A 20,493-nucleotide genomic window follows, 5' to 3' on the forward strand; every position below is an offset into this window, starting at 1 on the left:
ATATGATGTGTCCTGTCCAGCGCCTTCCGAAGGACCCGCCCGTGCGCCCCATCCTCCTCGCCGCCACACTGGCCCTCGCGGCCCCTGCCGCCGCGCAGGACCTGACAATGGTCATGGTCGAGCAGGCGGGCTGCATCTACTGCCAGCGCTGGGACGCCGAGGCCGCGCCGGGCTGGCCCAACACGGAGGTGGGCCGCGCCGCGCCGCTCCGCCGCGTCGACATCACGGCCTTGCCGGACGACGTGGCGTTCGCCAGCACGCTCGTCTTCACGCCGACCTTCGTCCTCGTGCGCGACGGGGCCGAAATCGGGCGGGTCGAGGGCTACGACCCCCAGTTCTTCTGGCCGATGGCCGAGCGCCTTGTCACCGACGCGCGGGACGGCGACGGATGATCGGGGGGCGTCCGGGCGGCGGCTTGGAAGGGGGGGTGGGGGGCGCTATGTCCCGTCCCGCCGGGACTCGCCCCGGCGCGCACCCGAGGATCGAGATCCTGACCAGCCTGCCGACACTCACGCCCGACGCGACCGCGGAGGACATGGACCGGATGGCCGCCAGCGCCACCGAGGCCGCGACGCTCCTCAAGGCGCTGGGCCACGAGGGGCGGCTGATGATCCTGTGCCACCTCGCCACCGGTGAGAAGTCCGTGACCGAACTGGAGCGCCTGCTGTCGTCGCGCCAAGCGGCCGTGAGCCAGCAGCTCGCGCGCCTGCGCCACGAGGGGCTGGTCCAGCCCCGCCGCGAGGGCAAGGCGATCTTCTACTCCCTGACCGACAGCCGCGCCCGGCAGGTGATGGAGCTGGTCTACCAACTCTACTGCGCCCGCACCTGACACCCCCTTGCGCGGACCGCGCCCTAGGTCCCATCCTGCGCCGAACGGCCGCTTTGGGAGGAGCGTCATGCTGGAATGGCTGGGGGAGGGGACCGCGCTCGTGATCGTGGGCCTCGTCGGTGGCGTGGCCTTGGGCCTCGCCGCGCGGCTCGGGCGCTTCTGCACGCTGGGCGCGCTCGAGGATCTGTTCTACGGCCGCGACGGCACGCGGGCCCGCATGTGGCTCGCCGCGCTGGGCCTGTCGGTGGCGGGCACGCAGGGCCTGATGCTCGGCGGCGTCCTCGCGCCGGGCAAGGTCTTCTACCTCACGACCGCGTGGATGCCGCTCGCCTCCGTCGCCGGGGGCCTCGCCTTCGGCTACGGCATGGCGCTGGCCGGCAACTGCGGCTTCGGCGCCTTGGCGCGGGTGGGCGGCGGAGACCTGCGCTCGCTGGTGATCGTCCTGGTCATGGGGGTCGCGGCCTACGCCACCATCGCGGGGCCCCTCGCGCCGCTGCGCGTGACCCTCTTCGCCGCGGGCGCGGGCGCGTCCCCCCAAGGCCTCGCCGCGCCGGCGCTGGGCCTCGGGCTCGGCCTCGCCTTGGCCGCGACCGCGTTGCTGGGCGGCGCGCGGCTGCGCGTGCTGGGCTGGGGGACGCTCGTGGCCGCGGGCATCGTGACGGGCTGGGCGGGCACCGCATGGGTCGCGCACGAGGGCTTCGCGGCGACCACGCCCGCCTCCCACACCTTCGCCGCCCCCTTGGGCGAGACGCTGACGTGGCTGATGTCCTCCACGGGCCGCGAGGCGGGCTTCGCCGTCGGCTCCGTGGCGGGCGTCCTCGTCGGCGCCTTCGCGGGCAGCCTGATCAAGGGCCATTTCCGCTGGGAGGCCTGCGAGGATCCGCGCGAGCTGCGCCGCCAGATGGGCGGCGCGGTCCTGATGGGCGTCGGCGCGGTCGTGGCGATGGGCTGCAGCGTGGGGCAGGGCCTCACCGCGTTCTCGGTCCTCGCATGGTCCGCGCCGGTCACGCTCGGCGCGATCGTGGCCGGGGCGTGGGTCGGCCTGCGGCAGCTGGTCGGGGGATACGCCGTCCCCTGAGGCAACGCGCAGGCCCGGGCTCCGTCATGCGCGCCGAAGGGTGGGCGGCTCCGGGGCGGACAGGGTCCTCGCCGCGTCGTGCTGGCTCAGGAACACCCCGCCCGACAGGTCGCGCAGCAGGTGCCCGCGCCGCAGCCGGTCCATCACCGGCCCCTTCACCTCGCTGAGGTGCAGACGCAGGCCCGCCTCCGCCACCCTCCGGTTCAGCGCCTCCAAGGTCTCCAGCGCCGAGAAGTCGATCGCGTTCACCGCCGACAGCATCAGCACGACGTCGCGCAGGCCGGGTCGCTCGGCCATCCGGGCCAGCACCAGATCCTCCAGCATCCGGGCGTTGGCGAAGGTCAGGCTCTCGTCCACCCGCAGGGTCAGGACGCGGGGGTCGGTCTCGACCGCGCGACGGAGCACGTTGCGGAAATGCTCGGTCCCCGGCACGCGGCCCACCTCGGCCACGTGGGGCCGGGCCGTGCGCGCCAGCAGCAGCGCGAGCGACAGCGCCACGCCGGTGGCCACCCCGATCTCGACCCCCAGCATCAGGGTCGCCGCGATGGTCGCGGCCACGGCGGCGAAGTCGCCCTTGGCGTAGGCCCACGTCCGCCGCAGGACGGACAGGTCGATCAGCGACAGCACCGCCACCACGATGGTCGCGGCCAGCGTGGCCTTGGGCAGGAAGAACAGCAGCGGCGTCAGGGTCATCCCCGCCCCCGCGAGCGCCAGCGCCGTGAAGGCGCCCGCGGCGGGCGTGGCCGCGCCGGCGTCGTGGTTGACCACCGAACGGGCGAAGCCCCCCGTCACCGGGAAGCCCCCCGACAAGGAGGCCCCGAGGTTGGCCGCGCCGAGGCCGATCAGTTCTTGGTCCGGATCGATCCGCTCGCCCCGCTTGGCGGCCAGCGTGCGTGCGACCGAGACCGACTCGACGAAGCCGATCAGCGCGATCAGCGCGGCGGGAAGCAGCAGCGCGGCCACGAGGTCCGGCGCCGCCGAGGGCAGGGTGAAGGGCGGCAGGCCGCGCGGCACGTCGCCCACCACCGCGACGCCGCGCGCGGGCAGGTCCAGCCCCCATGCCGCCAGCGTGGTCGCCGCGACCGCCAGCACCGGCCCGGTCCGCGCGAGCAGGGCGGCCGCCGCGGGCCGCAGTCCCGCGCGCACCAGCAGCGGGGCCAGCCCTCCGCGCACCCACCACAGGAAGGCCGTCGCCGTCCCACCCAGCAGCAGGGTGGGGCCGTTGGCGCGTTCCAGCCCCGAGGCGAGGGACGCGAGGATGTCGGGCAGGGCATGGCCGCCTCCGCCGATGCCCAGCAGGTGGCCCATCTGCCCCGCCGCGATCAGCACCGCAGACGCGGTGACGAAGCCCGCGATCACCGGGTGGCTCAGCAGGTCCGCCAGTGCGCCCATCCGCAGCAGCCCCATCGCCAGCAGCATCGCCCCCGACAGGGCCGCCAGCGTCAGGGCGGCGGTGGCGTAGCCCGCCGTGCCTTGGGCGGCGACCTCGCCCACCGCCGAGGCGGTGAGCAGCGACACCACCGCCACCGGCCCGACGGCGAGGCTGCGCGAGGTGCCGAACAGGGCGTAGAGCAGGATCGGGACGATCGACGCATAGATGCCCGCCTCGGGCGGCATCCCGGCGATCAGCGCGTAGGCCAGCGACTGCGGCACGAGCATGATCGTCACCACGGCGGCGGCCACGAGATCCTGCGCCAGCGTGGCGCGGTCGTAGCGCCGTCCCCAGTCGAGCACGGGCAGGAGGCGCGCGGCGCGGGACACGGGCGTCACGCCCTGTCGAGCCGGTCCGCGAGCCCCGACAGGTCGTAGCCCGCCGCTCGCGCGCCTGCCACGATCTCGTCGGCGGGGCGGGTGCCGCGCTGGGACAGCGCCCAGAGCGTGGCCGAGCGCGTGCCAGACCGGCAATGCGCGAAGACCGGGCCCGGAAGGCGCGCCAGCTCGGCGGCGAAGGCGTCGGCATCGGCCTCGGTCACGGGGCTCGTCACGGGCTGGTGGACGGCCTCCATGCCGTGCTTGCGCGCCGCCGCGGCGATCTCGGCGAAGGGCGGCTGGTCCGGCGCCTCGCCGTCGGGCCGGTTCGAGAGGATCGCGCGGAACCCCATCCGCGCAAGTGCGGCCACGTCGGCGGGCGCGATCTGGGCGCCGACGGAGACGTGGTCGTCCAGCCGCGCGGCGGCCACCCCCTGCGGATCAGAGCCCATTGACCGGCACCTTCATCATCGGGTTGCCGTGCTGGTCCGTCGGCACCTCGCCCGCGCGCATGTTCACCTGCAGCGACGGGATGATGAGCGAGGGCACCTTGAGCGTGGCGTCGCGCGCCTGGCGCATCTCGACGAACTCGGCGCGGGTCCGGCCCGCCACGTGGATGTTGTGCGCCCGCTCCTCGGCCACGGTCGTCTCCCACGCGATATCGCGCCCGCCCGGCCCGTAGTCGTGGCACATGAACAGCCGCATCTCGCCGGGCAGTGCGAGGATGCGCTGGATTGAATCGTAGAGCTGGCCCGCGTCGCCGCCGGGGAAGTCGGCGCGCGCCGAGCCCCCGTCGGGCATGAACAGCGTGTCGCCTACGAAGGCCGCGTCGCCCACCACGTGGGTCATGCAGGCGGGCGTGTGGCCCGGCGTGTGCAGCGCCACCGCCGTCATCGTCCCGATCTCGTAGGTGTCCCCGTCCTCGAACAGCCGGTCGAACTGCGAGCCGTCACGCTGGAACTCGGTGCCCTCGTTGAAGACCTTGCCGAAGGTCTCCTGCACCGCGACGATGCCCGCCCCGATCCCGATCCGCCCGCCGAGCGCGCCTTGGATGTAGGGCGCCGCGGATAGGTGGTCGGCATGGACATGGGTCTCGATGATCCACTCCAGCCTGCAGCCCAGTTCCCGCACGCGGGCGATCAGCGCGTCGGCGTGGTCGTGGGTGATGCGCCCGGCGGCGTAGTCGATGTCCATCACCGAATCCACGACCGCGCATGCGTCCGAGCCGGGATCGCGGACGATGTAGCTGATGGTGTTCGTCGCCTCGTCGAAGAACCCTTCGACGATCGGGTGGACGGTCATGTCGATGGACGGCGTCATGGGGGGTCTCCTTGCGGTCATGCGGTCATGCGGTCAGCGGGCCGCCGCCCCGTGCGGCGAGGAAGCGGACGCGGTCTATGTCACTGGGCGCCCCGTCTGGCATCGGGGCGGGGTCGATCGGCCATGCGGCGCTTCCTCCGATTCTGCCGCGATCCTAGCGCATCCCGTCGTCCGGATCGGTGACTTCGTCACCTTCGCGCGCGATCGGTCAGACCGGGTTCCGAGCGGCGAAGGCGCGCATCGCGTCCGCGTCGAGCAGGTCCACCGCGCCGCGCCGCTGCTCCACCCACCCGCGCCGGGCGAACTCCGCCATCTGCCGCGAGACCACCTCGCGCGCGGTGCCCAGCTCGGTGGCGAGCGTGGCGTGGGTCGCGCGCAGCCGCGGGCCGCCCGCGTCGTCGGACAGCTCGAGGAGCTTGGCGGCCAGCCGGGCGTCCATCCGCCCGAAGGCGATCTCCTCCACGGTGAGGAACAGGTCCGTGAGCCGCTGCGAGTAGGCCTCCAGCACGAAGCGGCGGAAGGCGGGCGAGGCGCCCATCGCCGCGTCGAACGCGGCCTGGGGGATCGCCACGGCCTCCACGTCCGTCTCGGCCACCGCTTCGGCGGCGTTGTCCTCGTAGGCCAGCAGGCAGGCCGTCGTGAGCACGCAACTCTCGCCCGCGTGCACCCGGTAGAGGACGATCTCGCGCCCGCCCTCCGTCGCCTGCTGCACCCGCAGCCGCCCGTCGAGCAGCAGCAGCAGGTCCTCGGGCGGGCGCCCCGGCCCGAACAGGACGGTGCCCGCCGGGTGGCGGCGCACCCGGGCGTCGGACACCAAGCGGTCGCGGGTCGCGGCGTCCAGCCCCGCGAGGCCGGGGAAGCGGTCGGTCCATTGGGGCATCGAGGCGCTCCTGCGGCGGCATGCGTCACGATCGGCGCGTCCCGCCGGGGCGTCAACGCGAAGGGCGCCCGCGCGCCCCGCCGCGGCGGCGTTGACCGCGGTCAAACCTTCGGGCGGGACGTGGGCCTAGGCCCGGGGGGATGGCCCGAACCGATCCCGACCGCCCCTCCTCCGCCGCGCCGCACCTCCGCGAGGCGGTGCTGGGCGCCATCGACGGCACCGTCACCACCTTCGCCATCGTCGCGGGCGTGGCCGGCGCGGGGCTGCCGGTGGCGGCCGTGCTCGCGCTGGGGACGGCGAACGTGGTCGCGGACGGGTTCTCGATGGCCGCGGGCGTCTACGTGGGCGGCAAGGCCGCGGCGGAGGACGGCGCGCGGCGGCGCGCCCGCTGCGCCGACCTCGTGGACGACCGACCCGCGGCGGCCCGCGCCCGCTTGGCCGAGACGCTCGCCGCGCGAGGCCTCTCGGGCGAGCCGCTCGCCGCCGCGACGGAGGCCGTCGCGCGTAGCCGCGCGGCGTGGATCGGCCTCCTCGTGGACGGGGCGGGCGCGCCGCAGGCGACCGCGCCCCTGCGCGACGCGGCGGCCGTCTTCGCGGCCTTCGTCGCCTGCGGGATGCTGCCGCTCGTGCCGTTCGCCCTCGGGACGGGGCGCCCCTTCGCGGTCTCCGCCGCCGCGACCGCCGCGACCTTCCTCGCCATCGGGGCGCTCCGAAGCCGGTGGTCCCCCCGCCGCGCGTGGTCCTCTGCCGCCGAGACCCTGCTGATCGGAGGGGCCGCGGCGGGCATCGCCCACGGGGTCGCCCGGTTATGGGGACATTGACCGCGCGCAAGGCGCCGGGGCCCCGCGCCCCCGGCGATCGCCGACCGGGGGAGGACCGGATGCGACGGGCCGTCCCTCTCCTCGCCTCCCTCGCCCTCGCGGGGGGCGGCGCGCTCCTCGCGTGGCGCGCATCGGACCGCCGCGCCGACCGCGCCGAGGCCGCGCGCCTGCGCGCGCGCCAGCCGCGCCTGCCGTCGCGCTTCGACCCCGCCATGGTCGACGGCCTCCCCGAGCCCGCGCGGCGGTTCCTCCGCGCCGCGATCGCGCCGGGCACGCCACTGCGGCCCGTCGCGGAGATCGAGATGGCGGGCACCTTCGCGATGGGCGACGGGGCCGCGCCGAAGATCCTCGCGATGCGCGCCACCCAGACCCACGCCGCGCCGCACGGCTTCGTCTGGGCCATGCGCGCACGCGGCGGGCCCTACGTCCTGTCGGGCTCGGACTCGGCCACGTGGACCCGGTTCTGGATGGGCGGCGTCGTGCCGGTGGCCCGTCGCGGTGGCGACGCGGACCACGCGCGCGCCGCTTTCGGGCGGATGGTGGCGGAGGCCGCGATCTGGACCCCCGCCGCCGTCCTGCCCGGCCCGAGCGTCGAGTGGAGCGCGCCCGCCCCGGACGTCGCCCGAGTCACGATGCGCGCGGGCGCCCTGTCGCAGTCGGTCGACCTCGCCCTCTCCGCCGCGGGGCGGCCCCGGAGGGTGACCTTCCGGCGCTGGACCGACGCGAACCCCGAGCGCGTCTGGCGGCATCAGCCCTTCGGCGCGACCCTGTCGGCCTTTCGGACCTTCGGCGGCGTCACGGTGCCCACCCACGTGGAGGCGGCGAACATGTTCGGGACGCCGGAGCACTTCACGTTCTTCGTCGCGGACGTGACCGCGCTGCGCTTTCCTCCGGATTGAGGCCCGTCAAGGCGGCGGCGGACGCGGCGATGGACGATCGGGGCTCCCCCGACCGGAGCTGCCCCATGAGACTTCCGTCCCTCGCCGCCGCGACGCTCCTCGCGCTCTCCTCGCCCGCCGCGGCCGACCTGCTGATACGCGGGGCGCGCGTGGTGGACGTGGAGGCCGGCACCGCCGCGCGCCTCGACGTCCGCGTCGAGGACGGGACCATCGCGGCCGTCGGCCCCGGGCTCCCCGCCGAAGGCGCGGAGCCGTTCGACGCGGAGGGCCTCTGGCTGATCCCCGGCCTGTGGGACGCGCATGTCCACGTCTTCAGCTCCCCGGACGAGCCGGACGTCGCGCTGCCCCTGCACGTCCTGCACGGCGTCACCGGCATCCGCGACATGGGCGCGCTCTGGCCGGTCGAGGATCAGCTGGCCCTCGCGGCGGACCTGGAGGACGGCACCCGCGCGGGGCCCCGCCTCGTGGTGTCGGGCGCATGGGTCGACGCGCCGCCGGGCTCGTGGCCGGGCATGTTCCTCGCCGCCACGCCGGTCGAGGCGCGGGCCGCCGTGGACCGCATCGCCGCCGAGGGCTGGACGGCGGTGAAGGCCTACTCGATGCTCGCCCCCGCGACCTACCGAGCCTTGGCCGAAGCGGCCGACGCACACGACCTCCCGCTGGTGGGCCACGTTCCCGAGACGGTGACGATCCGCGACGCGCTCGCGGCCGGGCAGGCGGGCGTCGCGCATTGGGGCCGGGTCACGCGCGGCTGTGCGACCGCCGAGGCGGCGACCGTGGCCGATGCCCGCGCGGCGCTGGCCTCCGACGATCCCATGCCTGCCCTGCTCGCCGCGATGGCCCGGCAGGACGCGCCCGTGCGGGCCACGTGGGACGCGGCGCGCTGCCGTGCGCTGCTGGCCGACATGGCGGCGGCGGGGATGCACGTGACGCCCACCTTCGTGGTGGCCGACTTCTACCTCGGGCGCCGCCCGCTGCCCGACGCGCCCCGGATGCGGACGCTGCCCGCGGCGGTGCGCGCCGCATGGGAGGAGCCCGACTTCCGGCTGGAGGCAATGACCGACGACTTGCGCGCCTCGGCCGACGCCGCGATCGCGCTGGACCGGCGGACCTTCGCGCTCGCGGTCGAGGCGGGCGTCCCGATCCTCGCGGGGACGGACGCCTCGTTCGCCAACCCGTGGATCTTCCACGGCGCCTCGCTGCCCGACGAGCTGGCGCGCTACGTGGCGGCGGGCATGACGCCCCGCCAAGCCCTCTTCGCGGCCACCGCGGCGGCGCCGCGCTTCCTCGGGCTGGCGGACCAGGATGGGCGCATCGCGCCGGGGCGGCGGGCGGACCTCGTGCTGCTGGGCGGCGACCCGCTGTCGGACATCGGCGCGGTGCGCGACGTGCGGGCGGTGGTGCTGCGCGGACAACTGCTCGACCGTCCGGCGCTGAACCGGATGCGCGCCGGGCTGGAGGGGCGGCCCTAGCGCAGCCGCAGGCGAACCTGCTTCTCGACCTCCAGCACGAGGAAGAGCGCCGCCCCGAGGCCCACCAGCACCGCGCCGTCGGCGGGCGCGACCGGCACGGTCCCCAGCACCGCCTGCACGGGCGGCAGGTAGGTCGCCGCCACCTGCGCCGCCGTCACGCCCGCGACGCAGGCCCAGACCACCGGGGTGCCCCGGACCATGCGCCACGTCAGCGAGGTGCCGTGCGCGTTGCGGACGTAGAAGAGCTGGAAGATCTCCATGACGACCAGCGCGTTCATTGCCAGCGTGCGCGACAGCGCCATCGAGTCTCCACGCGCCTGCGACCACGCGAACACCGCCGCGATCCCCGCGAGCATCAGCAGGGAGACCAGCACGACGTGCCAGACGAGCGTGCGGTCGAGGATCGGGGCGTCGCGGGGACGGGGCGGGCGGCGCATGGTGCCCGCCTCGGTCGGCTCGAACGCGAGGGCGAGGCCCAGCGTCACCGCCGTCACGAGGTTGATCCACAGGATCTGGACCGGCGTGATCGGCAGCGCCGTCCCCGCCAGCAGGGCCGCCGTCACGACCAGCGCCTCGCCCCCCGAGGTGGGCAGAAGCCACGCGATCACCTTGCGCAGGTTGTCGTAGACCGTCCGCCCCTCGCGGACGGCGGCGGCGATGGAGGCGAAGTCGTCGTCGGCCAGCACGATGTCGGCCGCCTCCTTGGCCGCGTCCGAGCCCTTGCGCCCCATCGCCACGCCCGCGTCCGCCCGCTTGAGCGCGGGCGCGTCGTTGACGCCGTCGCCGGTCATGGCGACGACGAGCCCTTCATGCTGCAGTGCGGCGACGAGGCGCAGCTTGTGCGCCGGCGAGGTCCGCGCGAACACGTCCGCCCCGCGCACGGCGCGGGCCATCGCGGCATCGTCCATCGCGTCGATCTCGGCGCCGGTGACCACCGCGTCGGGCCGGGCGAGGCCGACCTGCCGGCCGATGGCGGCGGCGGTGCCCGCGTGATCGCCCGTGATCATCTTGACGTCGATGCCCGCCGCCCGGCACTCCGCCACCGCCGCGACGGCGGCCGGGGAGGGCGGGTCGATCAGCCCGACGAGCCCGAGGAACGTGAGCGTCCCCTCCACGTCCTCCGGGGCGAGGGTCGCCGCGTCCGCCGCCGCGTCGGCCCGCGCGAAGGCCAGCACCCGCAGGCCCCGCGCGGCGAGGTCCTCGGCCGCGCGGTCCCAGCCCGGCCCCGCGTCGCGGCAGAGCGTCAGCACCGCCTCCGGCGCGCCCTTCACGAGGATCTCCGCGCACGCGCCCTCGCGCTCCAGCACGGCCATGTAGCGGTGCGCCGCGTCGAAGGGGATCGCCGCCACGCGCGTCCCGCCGCCCCGGATGCGGTCGATCCCGCCCAGCGCCTTCGCGGCGAGCGCGAGCAGCGCGCCCTCCATCGGGTCGCCCGCCGTCTCCCACGTGCCGTCGACCTGCCGCAACTCGGCGTCGTTGCACCGCGCCGCGACCCGCGCGAGGGCGGCGAGCGGCGCGCGCCCGGCGGCGTCCAAGGCGCGCCCGTCCTCGCGCAGCGCGCCCTCGGGGCGGTAGCCCTCACCCTCCACCTCGTAGGCATGGCCGGGGACGCGGACGGCGGCGGCCACCATCTCGTTGCGGGTCAGGGTGCCGGTCTTGTCGGTGCAGATGACCGACACGGAGCCGAGCGTCTCGATCGCCGGCAGGCGGCGCACGATGGCGTTCCGCCGCGCCATCGCCTGCACGCCGATGGCCAGCGTGATCGTCAGCACCGCCGGCAGGCCCTCGGGGATGGCGGCGACCGAGAGGCCCACCACGGCCATCAGCAGCTCATCGGCCGGGTAGCCCCGCACCCACAGGCCGAACGCCATGAGCGCCGCCGCGAGCCCAAGGATCACCGCCGTCAGGCGCCGTGAGAAGCGATCCATCTGGCGCAGGAGCGGCGTGCGCATCGCCTCGACGCCTGCCAGCATCGCGCCGATCCGCCCCAACTCGGTCGCGGCCCCCGTGGCGACCACCACGCCGCGCCCCTGTCCGGCCGCCACCAGCGTGCCGGCATGGGCCATGCTGCAGCGGTCGCCCAAGGGCGCGTCGGCGGCGGCGGGGGCGACCGACTTGTCGGCGGGGACGGACTCGCCGGTCAGCAGCGCCTCCTGCACGGTCAGGCCGTGGGCATCCAGCAGGCGCAGATCGGCGGGGACGCGGTCGCCCGCCTCCAGCAGGACGACGTCGCCGGGGACGATGGCGGCGGCGTCGAGATCCGTGCGCCTACCATCGCGCAGCACGGCGGCGCGGGGCGCGAGGAGGGCGCGGATCGAGGCCATCGCGCGCTCGGCCCTCCCCTCCTGTACGAGACCGATGACGGCGTTGGCCAGCACGACGGCGACGATCACCCCCGCATCGACGAGGTGGCCGATGGCGAGCGTCACCGCCGCCGCGCCGAGGAGCACGTAGATCAGGGCATGGTGGAACTGCGCCGCCAGACGGGCGACCCAAGACCGCCCGCGGGTCCGCGCGACGGCGTTCGGCCCGTGACGCGCGAGGCGGGGTTCCGCCTCGACCGACGTCAGGCCCCCGGCCCGCGCGTCGAGGCGGTCCAGCACCGCGGCCGGGGGCAGGGCGTGGACCGGGGGCGTCCCGGCGGCCGCCGCCGGATCCGTCTGCCGATCGTCGAGCATCGCCGGTCCCTCCGTCGCGGTCCGCTCGTCGCGGGCCATCCGGCGCACCCAGCCACGGGCGCCGCGCCGCCGCCTTGACCCGGCGCAAGTGGCCGCCGCGCGGCGCGCTTGACGGACGTCAAGGCGGACCCCGCGGAGATCGGCGCAGGGTTCGGTGCGGTCTTGGAGGACATGACATGGCCAAGAAGACGACGACCGACGCCCAAGCCGGCGACCGAGCCGGAGAGACGGCCCACGGGGCCGACGCGAAGGACGGCCTGCCGAGCATGCTGGACTGGTTTCGCGCGGCGGCATGGCCGGTGCCCGACAGCGCGGTGGCCCCGGCCTCGGCCGGATGGCGGCATCGTCCCGTCGCGGAGGGCATGGGCACGACGCTGGACTCGCTAGCCCAGATGCAGGCCGAGATGGCCCGCTTCGGCGCCCGGCGCATGCACCGCGCCTTGGAGGCGCAGGCGGCGTTCCAGAGATGCCGGACGCCGGCCGATCTCCTCGAGGCCCGCCGCGCCTACGTGGCGGGGCTCTCGGAGGACTATGCCGACGAGTGGATGCGGCTCGTGGGCTACGGCATGCGTTGCGCGCTGGGCCAGCCGGTCCCGCCGCCGCCCGCCCCGGAGGGCGAGCGTCACGCGACCCCCCTCTGAGCGCGGGCGGTCGAGACCTCGGGCTCCGGGCAGGCCGCCGGGATGCCGCGCCGCCGCCCGACCGCCCCTACGGAGGGGCCTTTCGAGAAGGAGACGACCATGGATGCGAACGTTGGAAGGATCGACCGCTGGGTCCGGATCCTGCTGGGGGTCGCGCTGATCTACGCGGGGGGCTTCGCGATGGAGGGCGGCCCGTGGGCGGTGCTGGCGATCTGCGCGGGCATCGTGCTCCTCGCCACGGGCACGGCGGCGCGCTGCCTGCTCTACAAGCCGTTCGGGATCGACACGCGCTAGCGCCCGAGCAGCAGGACCGACGGGTCGCGCGCGATCCTCTGGGCGAGGCGGCGCGCGGCCTCGGCGGCCTCGGCCATGTCGCGCAGCGCGCGGTCGAGGTTGGGCAGGGTCCGGTCCGCGCGGTCGATGGCCGCGTCGGCCCGCCCGATCGCGGCGCCCGCCGCCCGCGCGGCCGCGCGCGCCTCGCCCAAGAGCGCGGCGGCCTCCCCGGCGAGGGGGGCGGCCTGGGCGGCCACCTCCTCCACCGAGCCCGCCAGTTGCGTGCCCGCCGCGCCCAAGGCCGCGGCGGCGGGCGCCACCTCCGCCGCGACGCCGGCCACCGCGTCCGAGGCCGTCCCCACGGAGCGCGCCGCCGCCGCGACGGCGTCCACGGCCGGGCCGCCTTGGTCCAGCGTCGCCCGCGCCGCCTCCCCCGCGCCCGCGACCGCGTCGAGGGCCGCGGCGCCGCGGTCGGCGAGTTCGGGCAAGCGCGTGGCGGCGAGATCCTCGACGACGCCCGCCGCGCCGCGCAGGTCGGAGAGGGCGGAGGGCAGGTCGGCGCGCAGGACGGCCACGACCTCCCGCGCGGCGGCCACGGCCGGCGCAGCGTCGGCGACCGTGCGGCCCGCCGCCGCCACCGCCGCGATCGCGTCCTCCGCACCGTCCAGCGCGGCGTGGCCCCGCGCGGCGGCGGCGGACACCTCGAGCAGCGTGTCCTCCGCCCGCGCCGCGAGGGCGGGGAGGGTCGCCTCGGTCGTGCTGCGAAGCGATGTCGCCAAGGCCCCGGCCTCCGCCGCAGCCGCCTCGACCTCCGCCACCGCATCGGGCAATCCCTGCAACGCGGGTGCGAGATCGCGCCCGATCCCGCCGAGGTCAGCGGCCAGCGCCCCCACCTCGCCCAACCGCTCCGCCGCCCGCTCCAGATCGGCCAGCACCCGCGCCACCCGCTCGGCGTTCGCGGGCGTCGCGAAGGCGCGCAGGTCGCCCACCAGCGCGCGCGCCTCCTCCAAGAGCGCCGGGGCCTCGTCGGCCAAGGTCTCCACCGCCCCGCGCGCCGCCGTCAGCACCGGCACGCCGTCCGGCCCCTCGGGCAGCGGCGGGGCGCGGGGGTCGCCTCCCTCGAGCGCCACCACCGCCACGCCGGTCACGCCCTGCGTCGACAGGCGCGCCACCGCGTCCGTCCGCAGCGGCACCTCCTCCAGCACGTCGATCTCCACGCGGATAAGCCCCGTGCCCGCGGGGTCCAGCGCCATCGTCGCCACCTCGCCCACCGGCAGGCCGTTGTAGCGCACCTCCGACGCGGTCCCGAGGCCGGACACGTCGGGGAACACGACCGCGTAGCGCGCGGTGCGACGCCCGGGGTCGTAGTCCGTCAGCCAGACCAGCAGCGCCGCGCCCAAGGCGAGGCCCGCGAGCACGAAGGCGGCGATCAGGGCGTAGGGGGCGCTGCGCTCCATCTCAGGCGCCGAAGGCCGCGCGCCCGCGCGGCCCCCCGAAGTAGCGCTCGATCCACGGGTGCCCGATGGCGCGCAGCTCCGGCACGGTGCCCACGGCGACGACGCGCTTGTCGGCCAGCACCGCGACGCGGTCGCAGATCGCCGCGAGGCTGTCGAGGTCGTGGGTCACGAAGAACACCGACAGGTCGAGCGCCGCCCGCAGGTCGAGGATCAGCCGGTCGAAGGCCGACGCCCCGATCGGGTCCAGCCCCGCCGTCGGCTCGTCGAGGAACACGAGCTCAGGGTCCAATGCGAGCGCGCGGGCGAGCCCCGCGCGCTTGCGCATCCCGCCCGAGATCTCCGAGGGGCGCAGGTCCGCCGCCTCGGGCGGCAGCCCGGCGAGCGCGAGCTTCAGCTCGGCCGCGCCCGAGCTGGTGCGCGGGTCGAGATGGGGGAGGCGCTCGCGCATGGGGGCCTCGACGTTCTGGCGCAGCGTCAGGGAGGAGAAGAGCGCGCCGTCCTGGAACATGATCCCGGTTCGCCGCAGCGCGGCACGGCGCTCCGCCTCGGACGCGGCATCCATCCGCGTCCCCAGCAGGTCGATCCGCCCCGCGCGCGGCGCGACGAGGCCGATGACGGCGCGCATCAGCACCGACTTGCCCGTCCCCGAGCCGCCGACCACGCCGAGGATCTCGCCGCGCCGCATCTCCAGCGACAGGTTCTCGTGGACCGTACGGTCGCCGAAGCCGGTCACGAGGCCGTCGATGGACAGGACGCTCATACGCCCAGCACCGCGAAGAGGATCGAGAAGGCCGCGTCCGCCACGATCACGAGGAAGATCGCCACCACCACGGCGCGCGAGGTCATGCGCCCGAGGCTCTCGGCGTCCGAGCCGACCTGCAGCCCGAACCAGCAGCCCGTCAGCCCCACGATCAGCGCGAAGGCGGGCGCCTTGACCAGCCCCACGAGGTAGTGCCCCACGCCGATCGACGCCTCCATCCGCGCGGCGAAGACGCCGGGCGTGACGCCCAGCTCCGCCCAAGCCATCGCCGCGCCCCCCACGAGGCCCGCCACGTCCGCCGCCACCGTCAGGAGCGGCAGCGCGAGGACGAGGGCGAGGATGCGGGGCAGGGCGAGGACGGCGACCGGGTCGAGGCCCAGCGTGCGCAGCGCGTCCACCTCCTCGCGCATTTTCATGGACCCGATCGCGGCGGTGAAGGCCGCGCCCGACCGGCCCGCGACGATGATCGCCGTCAGCAGGACGCCCAGTTCGCGCAGCACGGAGATGGCGATCAGGTCCACCACGAAGACCTGCGCCCCGAACTGGCGCAGTTGCGCCGCGCCTTGGAAGGCGAGGACCACGCCGATCAGGAAGGCCATCAGCGCCACGATGGGGATCGCGCTGAGCCCCGTCTCGCGCAGGTGGTGGACGGTGGAGGTAAGGCGCAGCGCCTGCGGATGGCGCGGAAGCGTGGCGGCCAGCACCAGCACGCGCCCGAAGAAGGCGAGGCCCGCCACCGCGCGGCGCCACGCGTCGCGCAGGTCCGGCAGGGCGGGGCGCCGGGGCGCGGGCGGGGCGGGCGGCGGCATCGCCTCCGCGGCGAGGTCGATCAGCGCCGCCACCCCCGGCGCCGCGCCGGTCAGCCGCGCGGGCCCCAGCGTGGCGAGGAACCACGCCCCCGCCATGTCCACACGCACGAGGCCGGAAAGGTCCAGCGGCCCCGCCTCCGGCCCCAGCGCGTCCCGCAGGGCGTCGATCCGATCCAGCGTCAGCACGTCGTCCCCGATTAGGTCGCGCAGGCGGGGTGGGGGCATCGGCCGGCCTCACCGGGAGAACAGCACGGGCATGCGCGTCTGCCGCAGCAGGTCACGCGACACCGCGCCGAGCAGCAGGTCGTAGGCGCGCGAATGGCCGTAGGCCCCGACCGCAAGGAGGTCCGCGTCGAAGTCGTGCGCCGCCTCCTCCAGGGCGGCGGCGACAGAGGGCACGTCGTCATGGCGCGCGATCTCAACCGCATGGCCGTGGCGGGACAGGGCGGCGGCCACGTCCTCCATCGGCTCGTCGGGGCGGGCGATGCGTCCGGGCGGGGCGACGGGGCCATAGGCCACGAGCTGCACCGCCGCGCCGGGGGCGAGGAGGCGGCGCAGGTCGTGCAGCACGCGCGCCGCCTGCGCCGTGTCGCGCCAGCCGACCACTGCCCGTCCGACCGCGCCCATCCGCGCGCCCTCCGGCACGACCAGCACGGGACGCCCGCCGTGGCGGATCACCTCCTCCTGCACGAAGCGGCGCTGATATTCGTCGCGCGCGTCCTCGGCCGCGCCCATGACCACGAGGTCGGAGGTGCGCGCCGCGTCGACATAGCGGTCCGCCGACTGCTCCCCCATCGCCGAGAGCAGCCGCCACTCGGCGCGCGGCCCGAGGTCGCCGGTCGCCGCGCGGAAGGCCGCCTCCAGCCGCCCGGCCGCATCGGTCTGCTCGGCCTCGATCTTCCGATAGACCGATTTCGGCAACTCCACGCGGAAGCTCGGGTAGTGGATGAGCCCCTCCGTCGCGTGCAGCCCCGTCAGATGGGCGTCCGCGGTCCTGGCCAGCGCGGCGGCGGCCTCGCAGACGGCGGCGGCGCCGCCCTCGTCGGTGAGGCAGGCGAGGATGGTCTTAGGGGTCACGACGGGATCCTCCGCGGATGTCGTCCCACCGATAGGGTCCGCACCGCGCGGGGCGTTTGACGGGCGTCAACGCGGACGCGGCGCGCATGTGCGATGGGGGGGCGCCCCGCGGTCGGAGGGTTCCGAGGGCCTTCCCGTCCCGCGCGCGGCGGCCGCCGTCGCAGCGGCGCACCCGACCTTCGTCCCGGTGCCGGGACGGACCGCGAACCTCGCCCTCGCCTCCCTTGGCGCGGGCGCCTTCGCCGACGCGGCCTCGGCCGCCCTCGTCCCGCGCGCGGACCCCGCGCGGGGCGTGGACATGCGGGGTCCCGGCCCGGAGGCCCGACCATGACCGAACTCGAGATCCCCGCCCCTTTCCTGAGGATGCTCATCGACCAGCTCCGTGCGCGGGGCGCCCGCGCCGGACGGACCGGCGCCCGCGGCGGCGAGGCGGAGGCGATGGCCCTGTTCGAGACCGGCCCCGGCGACCTGCGCGAGGCGGAGCTGCGCGCCGAGATCGACGCGCTCGACGCCGACCACCGGCACGAACTGGTCGCGCTCCTATGGACGGGACGGGGCGACTTCGCGGAGGGCGAGTGGCCCGAGGCCGTGGCACTGGCCGCCGAGCGCGACGTCGGCCCCACCGCCGACTACGTGCTGGGCCAGCCGGAGGCGGCGGACCTGATCGCCGCCGGGCTGGAGGAGTTGGGTCACGACCACCTCGTGGCGGATGGCGCCTATTGACGGGGGTCAAGGCCCGGATCCGCACGCGGGTCCACCCTCACGGGGCAACCGATGACGAGGGCCGAGCCATGACCATCAAGACCCTTCTCGCCTGCATGCTGGACCAGTCCGGGGGAGCGACCCTCGCCGCCGCCGGCACGGCGCTGGCGGACCGCTTCGGGGCCCATCTGACCGGCCTCCACACGCTGGAGGCGGTGATCGTCTATCCGGGGATCGGCATGTACGTCCCCGGCCCGACCTTCGAGCTGTTCAACGAGGCCCAGAAGGCCGAGGGCGCGGCGATCCGCAAGGTCTTCGACGAGGCGGTCCGCCGGGCCGCCGTCACCGGCGAGTGGCGCGAGGTCCATTCCGGCGCGGCGGACGCCTCCGAGCGGATGATCGAGAGCGCGCGGGCGGCGGACCTCGTCCTGATGGCACGTCCGGACTCGGTCGTGGACCGGCCGAACCAGCGGCACGCCTTCGGGCGCGTGGTTCGCGAGGGCGGGCGCCCCGTGCTGCTGGTCCCGCCGGGGGGCTTGGGGGACGGGATCGGCAAGCGGGTGGTCCTCGCCCATGCGGCGACGCGCGAGTCCGCGCGCGCGGCCTTCGACATGCTGCCGCTGCTCCGGCCCGGCTGCGACGTCCACGTGGTCCACGTGGGCGACGAGCGCGACGAGTTGCGGGACGCCGCGATGACGGAGCTCAGCAGCGCGCTCAGCCGGCACGGCCACGGCGTGACCATGACCCACCGCGCCCGCCACGGCGACGGCGTGGCGGACGTCCTCATGCGCGAGGCCCCAGAGGTAGGCGCCGACCTGATCGCGGCGGGCGCCTTCGGGCATTCGCGGACCTACGACTTCTTCGTGGGCGCGACGACCGGCGCGCTGATGCGCGAGAGCGAGGTGCCGGTCCTGTTCTCGACGTGACCGGGGCCGGTCCGCGGGGGCCAGTCGAGGTCCACCCAGACGGGCAGGTGGTCGGAGGCGCGCCGCGCCTCCGGCGACCGCCCGACGCCGCCGCCGCGCAGCGCGAGGCCGCCGCCCAGCCCGATCCGGTCCAGCGCGGCGATCGGGCGGGCCGCATGGAAGGACCGGCCCGGCGAGACGAGGTCCAGCCCCTCGTCGAGCGGCTCCAGCCCCCGGCGCGCCGACCATTCGTTGAGGTCCCCCGCGACGAGGACGGCCCCGCTTCCCTCCATTCGACGCATCAGGGCGGTGGCCTGCGCACGCCGGTCCCGGCGGCGCAGCCCGAGATGGGTGGCGGCGACGGCGAGGTCGCGCCCGCCCGCGCGCAGATGGGCGAGGACCGCGCCCCGCAGCTCCAGCCCCGGCAGGTCGATCCCCTCCCAACCGACGACGTCCACGCCCGGCGCGAGCAGGACGGCGTTGCCGTGCCGCCCGAGGCTGCCGCCCGTGCCCGCGGGGACGACGCGCCAGCCCGCCCGCTCCAAGAGGGCGTGGGGCAGGGCGGCGGGGCGGTCCCCGAGCCGGAGGTCGGCCTCCTGCAGAGCGACGACATGGGCGCCGAGGCCGCCGAGGACCCGGAGGATGCGGGCGGGGTCGCGCCGCCAATCGAGGCCGACGGCCTTGCGGATGTTGTAGGAGGCGACCCGGAGCAGCCCGGCGGGCCGCGCCCCGTCCTGCGCCCCGTCCTCCGCCGCCGGGTCATCGCCGGGACGGTCGCGGCCTTCGTCCTCCTCGCCGCCGTCGCCGCGGGGCTGCGCCGGGACGAGCTGGCGGCGGTCGCGGCCCTCGCAGCCGCGCTGTCCGCCGCTCCCGTCGCCCTCGCGAGCCGGTTGCGGATCGTCCTGCCGCTGCCCTTCGTGCTGGCCTTCGCCGCCTTCCTCGCCCTGTCGCTCGTCGCGGGCGAGGCCTTCGACGCCTACGAGCGCGTCTGGTGGTGGGACCTCGCCCTCCACGGGGCCTCGGCCACGGGGCTGGGCCTCGCGGGGTTCCTGTTCGTCCTCATGCTCTTCGAGGGGGACCGCTACGCCGCGCCGCCTTGGGCTCTCGCCGCCATCGCCGCCTGCCTCGCGGTCACGGCGGGCACGGCGTGGGAGCTGTTCGAGTACGCGATGGATCACGGGTTCGGCCTCTCGATGCAGAAGTCCGGCCTGCCGGACACGATGGGCGACCTCGCCGTGAACCTTGCGGGGGCGGCCCTCGGGGCGGCGGCGGGCTGGGGCTACCTGCGCGGCCGGGGACGCCATCCCGCGACGTGGCTGATCGTGCAGTTCGTCCGGCTGAACGCCCGGCGCTTCCGCCGTCGGTGACGCGCCGCCGCGCGCATGTCCTTGATCGCGCTCAATAGGGGACGCCGCGCGGCGTGTATGTCTGGACCCATCGTCCCGATGGAGGACCCCATGAGCGCGCAGGATCTAGAAGTGATCGACCACACCGTCCAGCTGACCCACGAATGGGTGAACGAGCTGCGCGAGCGGCTGGGATGGCCCAGCAGCCGCGACGCGATGCGCCTGATGCGCACCGTCCTGTCCGAGCTGCGCGACCGCCTTCCCCACGCGGAGGTGGCCGACCTCGCGGCGCAGATGCCGCTGCTCATCCGGGGCATGTACTACGAGGGCTGGCAGCCCGCGCGGACGCCGGTCCATGACCGCTCGGCGGACGCCTTCGAGGCGGCGGTCGCGGCCCGGCTCGGGCGGGTCGAGGGCTACCGGGGCCACGCCGACATCGCCGCCGTCTTCGCCACGCTCGCCAACCGGATGACCGAGGGGGAGCTCCGGCAGGCCCGCGCGGCCCTGCCGCGCGGGGTGCGCGACCTGTGGGACGCGGACCTGACGTGGACGGGAGGCTAGGCGCCGTCTCGCTCGGGGGTGGTCCCGACGCGTTCTTGCGCCGTCCAGCAGGACGCGCGCGGTCGGCCCGTCACGGCGCGGAGGCCCCGCGCGGCATGTCCGCGTCTGCGTCAGGCTGACCGCGTCCGTCGTCGGGCAGGGATGGTCCGAGGTGTCCGTGCACGGCATCTCGGTGCCGTCGCGCATCCGCTCCGGCCCCCGCGTGCCGTGCCGCCATGCGCGGTCGAGCAGGGACG

General features: G+C 75.9%; 22 protein-coding genes. 12 read left to right on the top strand and 10 right to left on the bottom strand.

The genetic code is table 11. The annotated features are described in order from the left end of the window. Nucleotides 1–41: 41 nt before the first annotated feature. The 3 genes from JQC91_RS08385 (at nt 42) to JQC91_RS08395 (ending at nt 1,907) form a co-directional block, all read left to right on the top strand. Nucleotides 42–392 (top strand): hypothetical protein, encoded by a 351-nt coding sequence (locus tag JQC91_RS08385; RefSeq protein WP_343069932.1) that lies wholly within the window; start codon nt 42–44, stop codon nt 390–392. A 143-nt stretch (nt 393–535) separates the two neighbouring features. Then, on the top strand, nt 536–829 hold the full coding sequence (locus JQC91_RS08390) for a metalloregulator ArsR/SmtB family transcription factor (protein ID WP_238941452.1): 294 nt from the start codon (nt 536–538) through the stop codon (nt 827–829). A 67-nt stretch (nt 830–896) separates the two neighbouring features. Beyond that, complete coding sequence (locus JQC91_RS08395; RefSeq protein WP_203286349.1) at nt 897–1,907, top strand: YeeE/YedE family protein; 1,011 nt, start codon at nt 897–899, stop codon at nt 1,905–1,907. 24 nt (nt 1,908–1,931) lie between these two features. On the opposite strand, the gene sulP is transcribed toward JQC91_RS08395, so the two are convergent. The 4 genes from sulP to JQC91_RS08415 form a co-directional block, all read right to left on the bottom strand. Next, nucleotides 1,932–3,668 carry a sulfate permease gene (gene sulP / locus JQC91_RS08400; protein WP_203286479.1) on the bottom strand — a complete coding sequence of 579 codons (1,737 nt, stop codon included), beginning with the start codon at nt 3,666–3,668 and terminating at the stop codon, nt 1,932–1,934. Between the two features lie 5 nt (nt 3,669–3,673). Beyond that, a complete protein-coding gene (locus JQC91_RS08405) occupies nt 3,674–4,108 on the bottom strand; it encodes a TIGR01244 family sulfur transferase (protein ID WP_203286350.1) in 435 nt (144 codons plus the stop codon). Next, the gene (locus JQC91_RS08410) at nt 4,098–4,976 is read right to left on the bottom strand and encodes an MBL fold metallo-hydrolase (protein ID WP_203286351.1); all 879 of its coding nucleotides are present in this window, start codon (nt 4,974–4,976) and stop codon (nt 4,098–4,100) included. Before JQC91_RS08410 ends, JQC91_RS08405 begins: the two co-directional genes overlap by 11 nt. A gap of 208 nt (nt 4,977–5,184) precedes the next feature. Next, the gene (locus tag JQC91_RS08415; RefSeq protein ID WP_203286352.1) at nt 5,185–5,856 is read right to left on the bottom strand and encodes a Crp/Fnr family transcriptional regulator; all 672 of its coding nucleotides are present in this window, start codon (nt 5,854–5,856) and stop codon (nt 5,185–5,187) included. Between the two features lie 140 nt (nt 5,857–5,996). Between JQC91_RS08415 and JQC91_RS08420 the strand changes: the two genes are divergently transcribed. The 3 genes from JQC91_RS08420 (at nt 5,997) to JQC91_RS08430 (ending at nt 9,048) form a co-directional block, all read left to right on the top strand. Further along, the gene (locus JQC91_RS08420; protein ID WP_203286353.1) at nt 5,997–6,677 is read left to right on the top strand and encodes a VIT1/CCC1 transporter family protein; all 681 of its coding nucleotides are present in this window, start codon (nt 5,997–5,999) and stop codon (nt 6,675–6,677) included. 59 nt (nt 6,678–6,736) lie between these two features. Then, a complete protein-coding gene (locus tag JQC91_RS08425) occupies nt 6,737–7,576 on the top strand; it encodes a DUF6544 family protein (protein WP_203286354.1) in 840 nt (279 codons plus the stop codon). 65 nt (nt 7,577–7,641) lie between these two features. Further along, nucleotides 7,642–9,048, top strand: a complete 1,407-nt coding sequence (locus JQC91_RS08430; protein WP_203286355.1) for an amidohydrolase family protein — start codon at nt 7,642–7,644, stop codon at nt 9,046–9,048. Here JQC91_RS08430 and JQC91_RS08435 read toward each other — a convergent pair. Beyond that, entirely contained in the window at nt 9,045–11,726 is a 2,682-nt protein-coding gene (locus JQC91_RS08435) for an HAD-IC family P-type ATPase (protein ID WP_203286356.1), read from the bottom strand. The genes JQC91_RS08430 and JQC91_RS08435 overlap by 4 nt on opposite strands. 176 nt (nt 11,727–11,902) lie before the next feature. Between JQC91_RS08435 and JQC91_RS08440 the strand changes: the two genes are divergently transcribed. Continuing rightward, a complete protein-coding gene (locus JQC91_RS08440; protein WP_203286357.1) occupies nt 11,903–12,367 on the top strand; it encodes a hypothetical protein in 465 nt (154 codons plus the stop codon). A 99-nt stretch (nt 12,368–12,466) separates the two neighbouring features. Beyond that, nucleotides 12,467–12,661, top strand: coding sequence for a DUF2892 domain-containing protein (locus JQC91_RS08445; protein WP_203286358.1), 195 nt, complete (start codon nt 12,467–12,469; stop codon nt 12,659–12,661). Here the strand turns inward: JQC91_RS08445 and JQC91_RS08450 are convergent. The 4 genes from JQC91_RS08450 to JQC91_RS18240 are packed head-to-tail and all read right to left on the bottom strand — an operon-like array spanning nt 12,658 to nt 16,743. Continuing rightward, nucleotides 12,658–14,097, bottom strand: coding sequence for an MlaD family protein (locus tag JQC91_RS08450; RefSeq protein ID WP_203286359.1), 1,440 nt, complete (start codon nt 14,095–14,097; stop codon nt 12,658–12,660). The genes JQC91_RS08445 and JQC91_RS08450 overlap by 4 nt on opposite strands. A gap of 1 nt (nt 14,098) precedes the next feature. Then, nucleotides 14,099–14,857, bottom strand: a complete 759-nt coding sequence (locus tag JQC91_RS08455; protein ID WP_203286360.1) for an ATP-binding cassette domain-containing protein — start codon at nt 14,855–14,857, stop codon at nt 14,099–14,101. Continuing rightward, complete coding sequence (locus JQC91_RS08460) at nt 14,854–15,891, bottom strand: ABC transporter permease (protein ID WP_203286361.1); 1,038 nt, start codon at nt 15,889–15,891, stop codon at nt 14,854–14,856. Before JQC91_RS08460 ends, JQC91_RS08455 begins: the two co-directional genes overlap by 4 nt. A gap of 9 nt (nt 15,892–15,900) precedes the next feature. After that, nucleotides 15,901–16,743 (bottom strand): universal stress protein, encoded by an 843-nt coding sequence (locus JQC91_RS18240; RefSeq protein ID WP_203286362.1) that lies wholly within the window; start codon nt 16,741–16,743, stop codon nt 15,901–15,903. Nucleotides 16,744–17,070: 327 nt separating this feature from the next. On the opposite strand from JQC91_RS18240, the gene JQC91_RS08470 reads away from it, so the two are divergent. Then, entirely contained in the window at nt 17,071–17,466 is a 396-nt protein-coding gene (locus tag JQC91_RS08470; protein ID WP_203286363.1) for a DUF3775 domain-containing protein, read from the top strand. Nucleotides 17,467–17,534: 68 nt separating this feature from the next. Beyond that, a complete protein-coding gene (locus tag JQC91_RS08475) occupies nt 17,535–18,371 on the top strand; it encodes a universal stress protein (protein ID WP_203286364.1) in 837 nt (278 codons plus the stop codon). Here the strand turns inward: JQC91_RS08475 and JQC91_RS18245 are convergent. After that, nucleotides 18,296–18,994 (bottom strand): endonuclease/exonuclease/phosphatase family protein, encoded by a 699-nt coding sequence (locus tag JQC91_RS18245; protein WP_343069934.1) that lies wholly within the window; start codon nt 18,992–18,994, stop codon nt 18,296–18,298. The genes JQC91_RS08475 and JQC91_RS18245 overlap by 76 nt on opposite strands. Here JQC91_RS18245 and JQC91_RS18250 point away from each other — a divergent pair. After that, nucleotides 18,902–19,717, top strand: coding sequence for a hypothetical protein (locus JQC91_RS18250; protein ID WP_343069935.1), 816 nt, complete (start codon nt 18,902–18,904; stop codon nt 19,715–19,717). The two genes, JQC91_RS18245 and JQC91_RS18250, sit on opposite strands and share 93 nt — an antisense overlap. A 57-nt stretch (nt 19,718–19,774) precedes the next feature. Next, nucleotides 19,775–20,257, top strand: a complete 483-nt coding sequence (locus JQC91_RS08485; RefSeq protein WP_238941376.1) for a DUF2267 domain-containing protein — start codon at nt 19,775–19,777, stop codon at nt 20,255–20,257. Nucleotides 20,258–20,493: the final 236 nt, after the last annotated feature.

Source organism: Jannaschia sp. Os4 (genome assembly GCF_016820245.1).
In the GTDB taxonomy this organism is placed as follows: Bacteria; Pseudomonadota; Alphaproteobacteria; order Rhodobacterales; family Rhodobacteraceae; genus Jannaschia.

Bases quoted from the DNA above. Each gene is read 5' to 3' on its own strand.
- JQC91_RS08390 (WP_238941452.1), top strand. From the start codon at position 536: ATGGACCGGATGGCCGCCAGCGCCACCGAGGCCGCGACGCTCCTCAAG.
- JQC91_RS08395 (WP_203286349.1), top strand. From the start codon at position 897: ATGCTGGAATGGCTGGGGGAGGGGACCGCGCTCGTGATCGTGGGCCTC.
- JQC91_RS08405 (WP_203286350.1), bottom strand. From the start codon at position 4,108: ATGGGCTCTGATCCGCAGGGGGTGGCCGCCGCGCGGCTGGACGACCAC.
- JQC91_RS08410 (WP_203286351.1), bottom strand. From the start codon at position 4,976: ATGACGCCGTCCATCGACATGACCGTCCACCCGATCGTCGAAGGGTTC.
- JQC91_RS08415 (WP_203286352.1), bottom strand. From the start codon at position 5,856: ATGCCCCAATGGACCGACCGCTTCCCCGGCCTCGCGGGGCTGGACGCC.
- JQC91_RS08420 (WP_203286353.1), top strand. From the start codon at position 5,997: ATGGCCCGAACCGATCCCGACCGCCCCTCCTCCGCCGCGCCGCACCTC.
- JQC91_RS08425 (WP_203286354.1), top strand. From the start codon at position 6,737: ATGCGACGGGCCGTCCCTCTCCTCGCCTCCCTCGCCCTCGCGGGGGGC.
- JQC91_RS08430 (WP_203286355.1), top strand. From the start codon at position 7,642: ATGAGACTTCCGTCCCTCGCCGCCGCGACGCTCCTCGCGCTCTCCTCG.
- JQC91_RS08435 (WP_203286356.1), bottom strand. From the start codon at position 11,726: ATGCTCGACGATCGGCAGACGGATCCGGCGGCGGCCGCCGGGACGCCC.
- JQC91_RS08440 (WP_203286357.1), top strand. From the start codon at position 11,903: ATGGCCAAGAAGACGACGACCGACGCCCAAGCCGGCGACCGAGCCGGA.
- JQC91_RS08445 (WP_203286358.1), top strand. From the start codon at position 12,467: ATGGATGCGAACGTTGGAAGGATCGACCGCTGGGTCCGGATCCTGCTG.
- JQC91_RS08450 (WP_203286359.1), bottom strand. From the start codon at position 14,097: ATGGAGCGCAGCGCCCCCTACGCCCTGATCGCCGCCTTCGTGCTCGCG.
- JQC91_RS08455 (WP_203286360.1), bottom strand. From the start codon at position 14,857: ATGAGCGTCCTGTCCATCGACGGCCTCGTGACCGGCTTCGGCGACCGT.
- JQC91_RS08460 (WP_203286361.1), bottom strand. From the start codon at position 15,891: ATGCCCCCACCCCGCCTGCGCGACCTAATCGGGGACGACGTGCTGACG.
- JQC91_RS08470 (WP_203286363.1), top strand. From the start codon at position 17,071: ATGACCGAACTCGAGATCCCCGCCCCTTTCCTGAGGATGCTCATCGAC.
- JQC91_RS08475 (WP_203286364.1), top strand. From the start codon at position 17,535: ATGACCATCAAGACCCTTCTCGCCTGCATGCTGGACCAGTCCGGGGGA.
- JQC91_RS08485 (WP_238941376.1), top strand. From the start codon at position 19,775: ATGTCTGGACCCATCGTCCCGATGGAGGACCCCATGAGCGCGCAGGAT.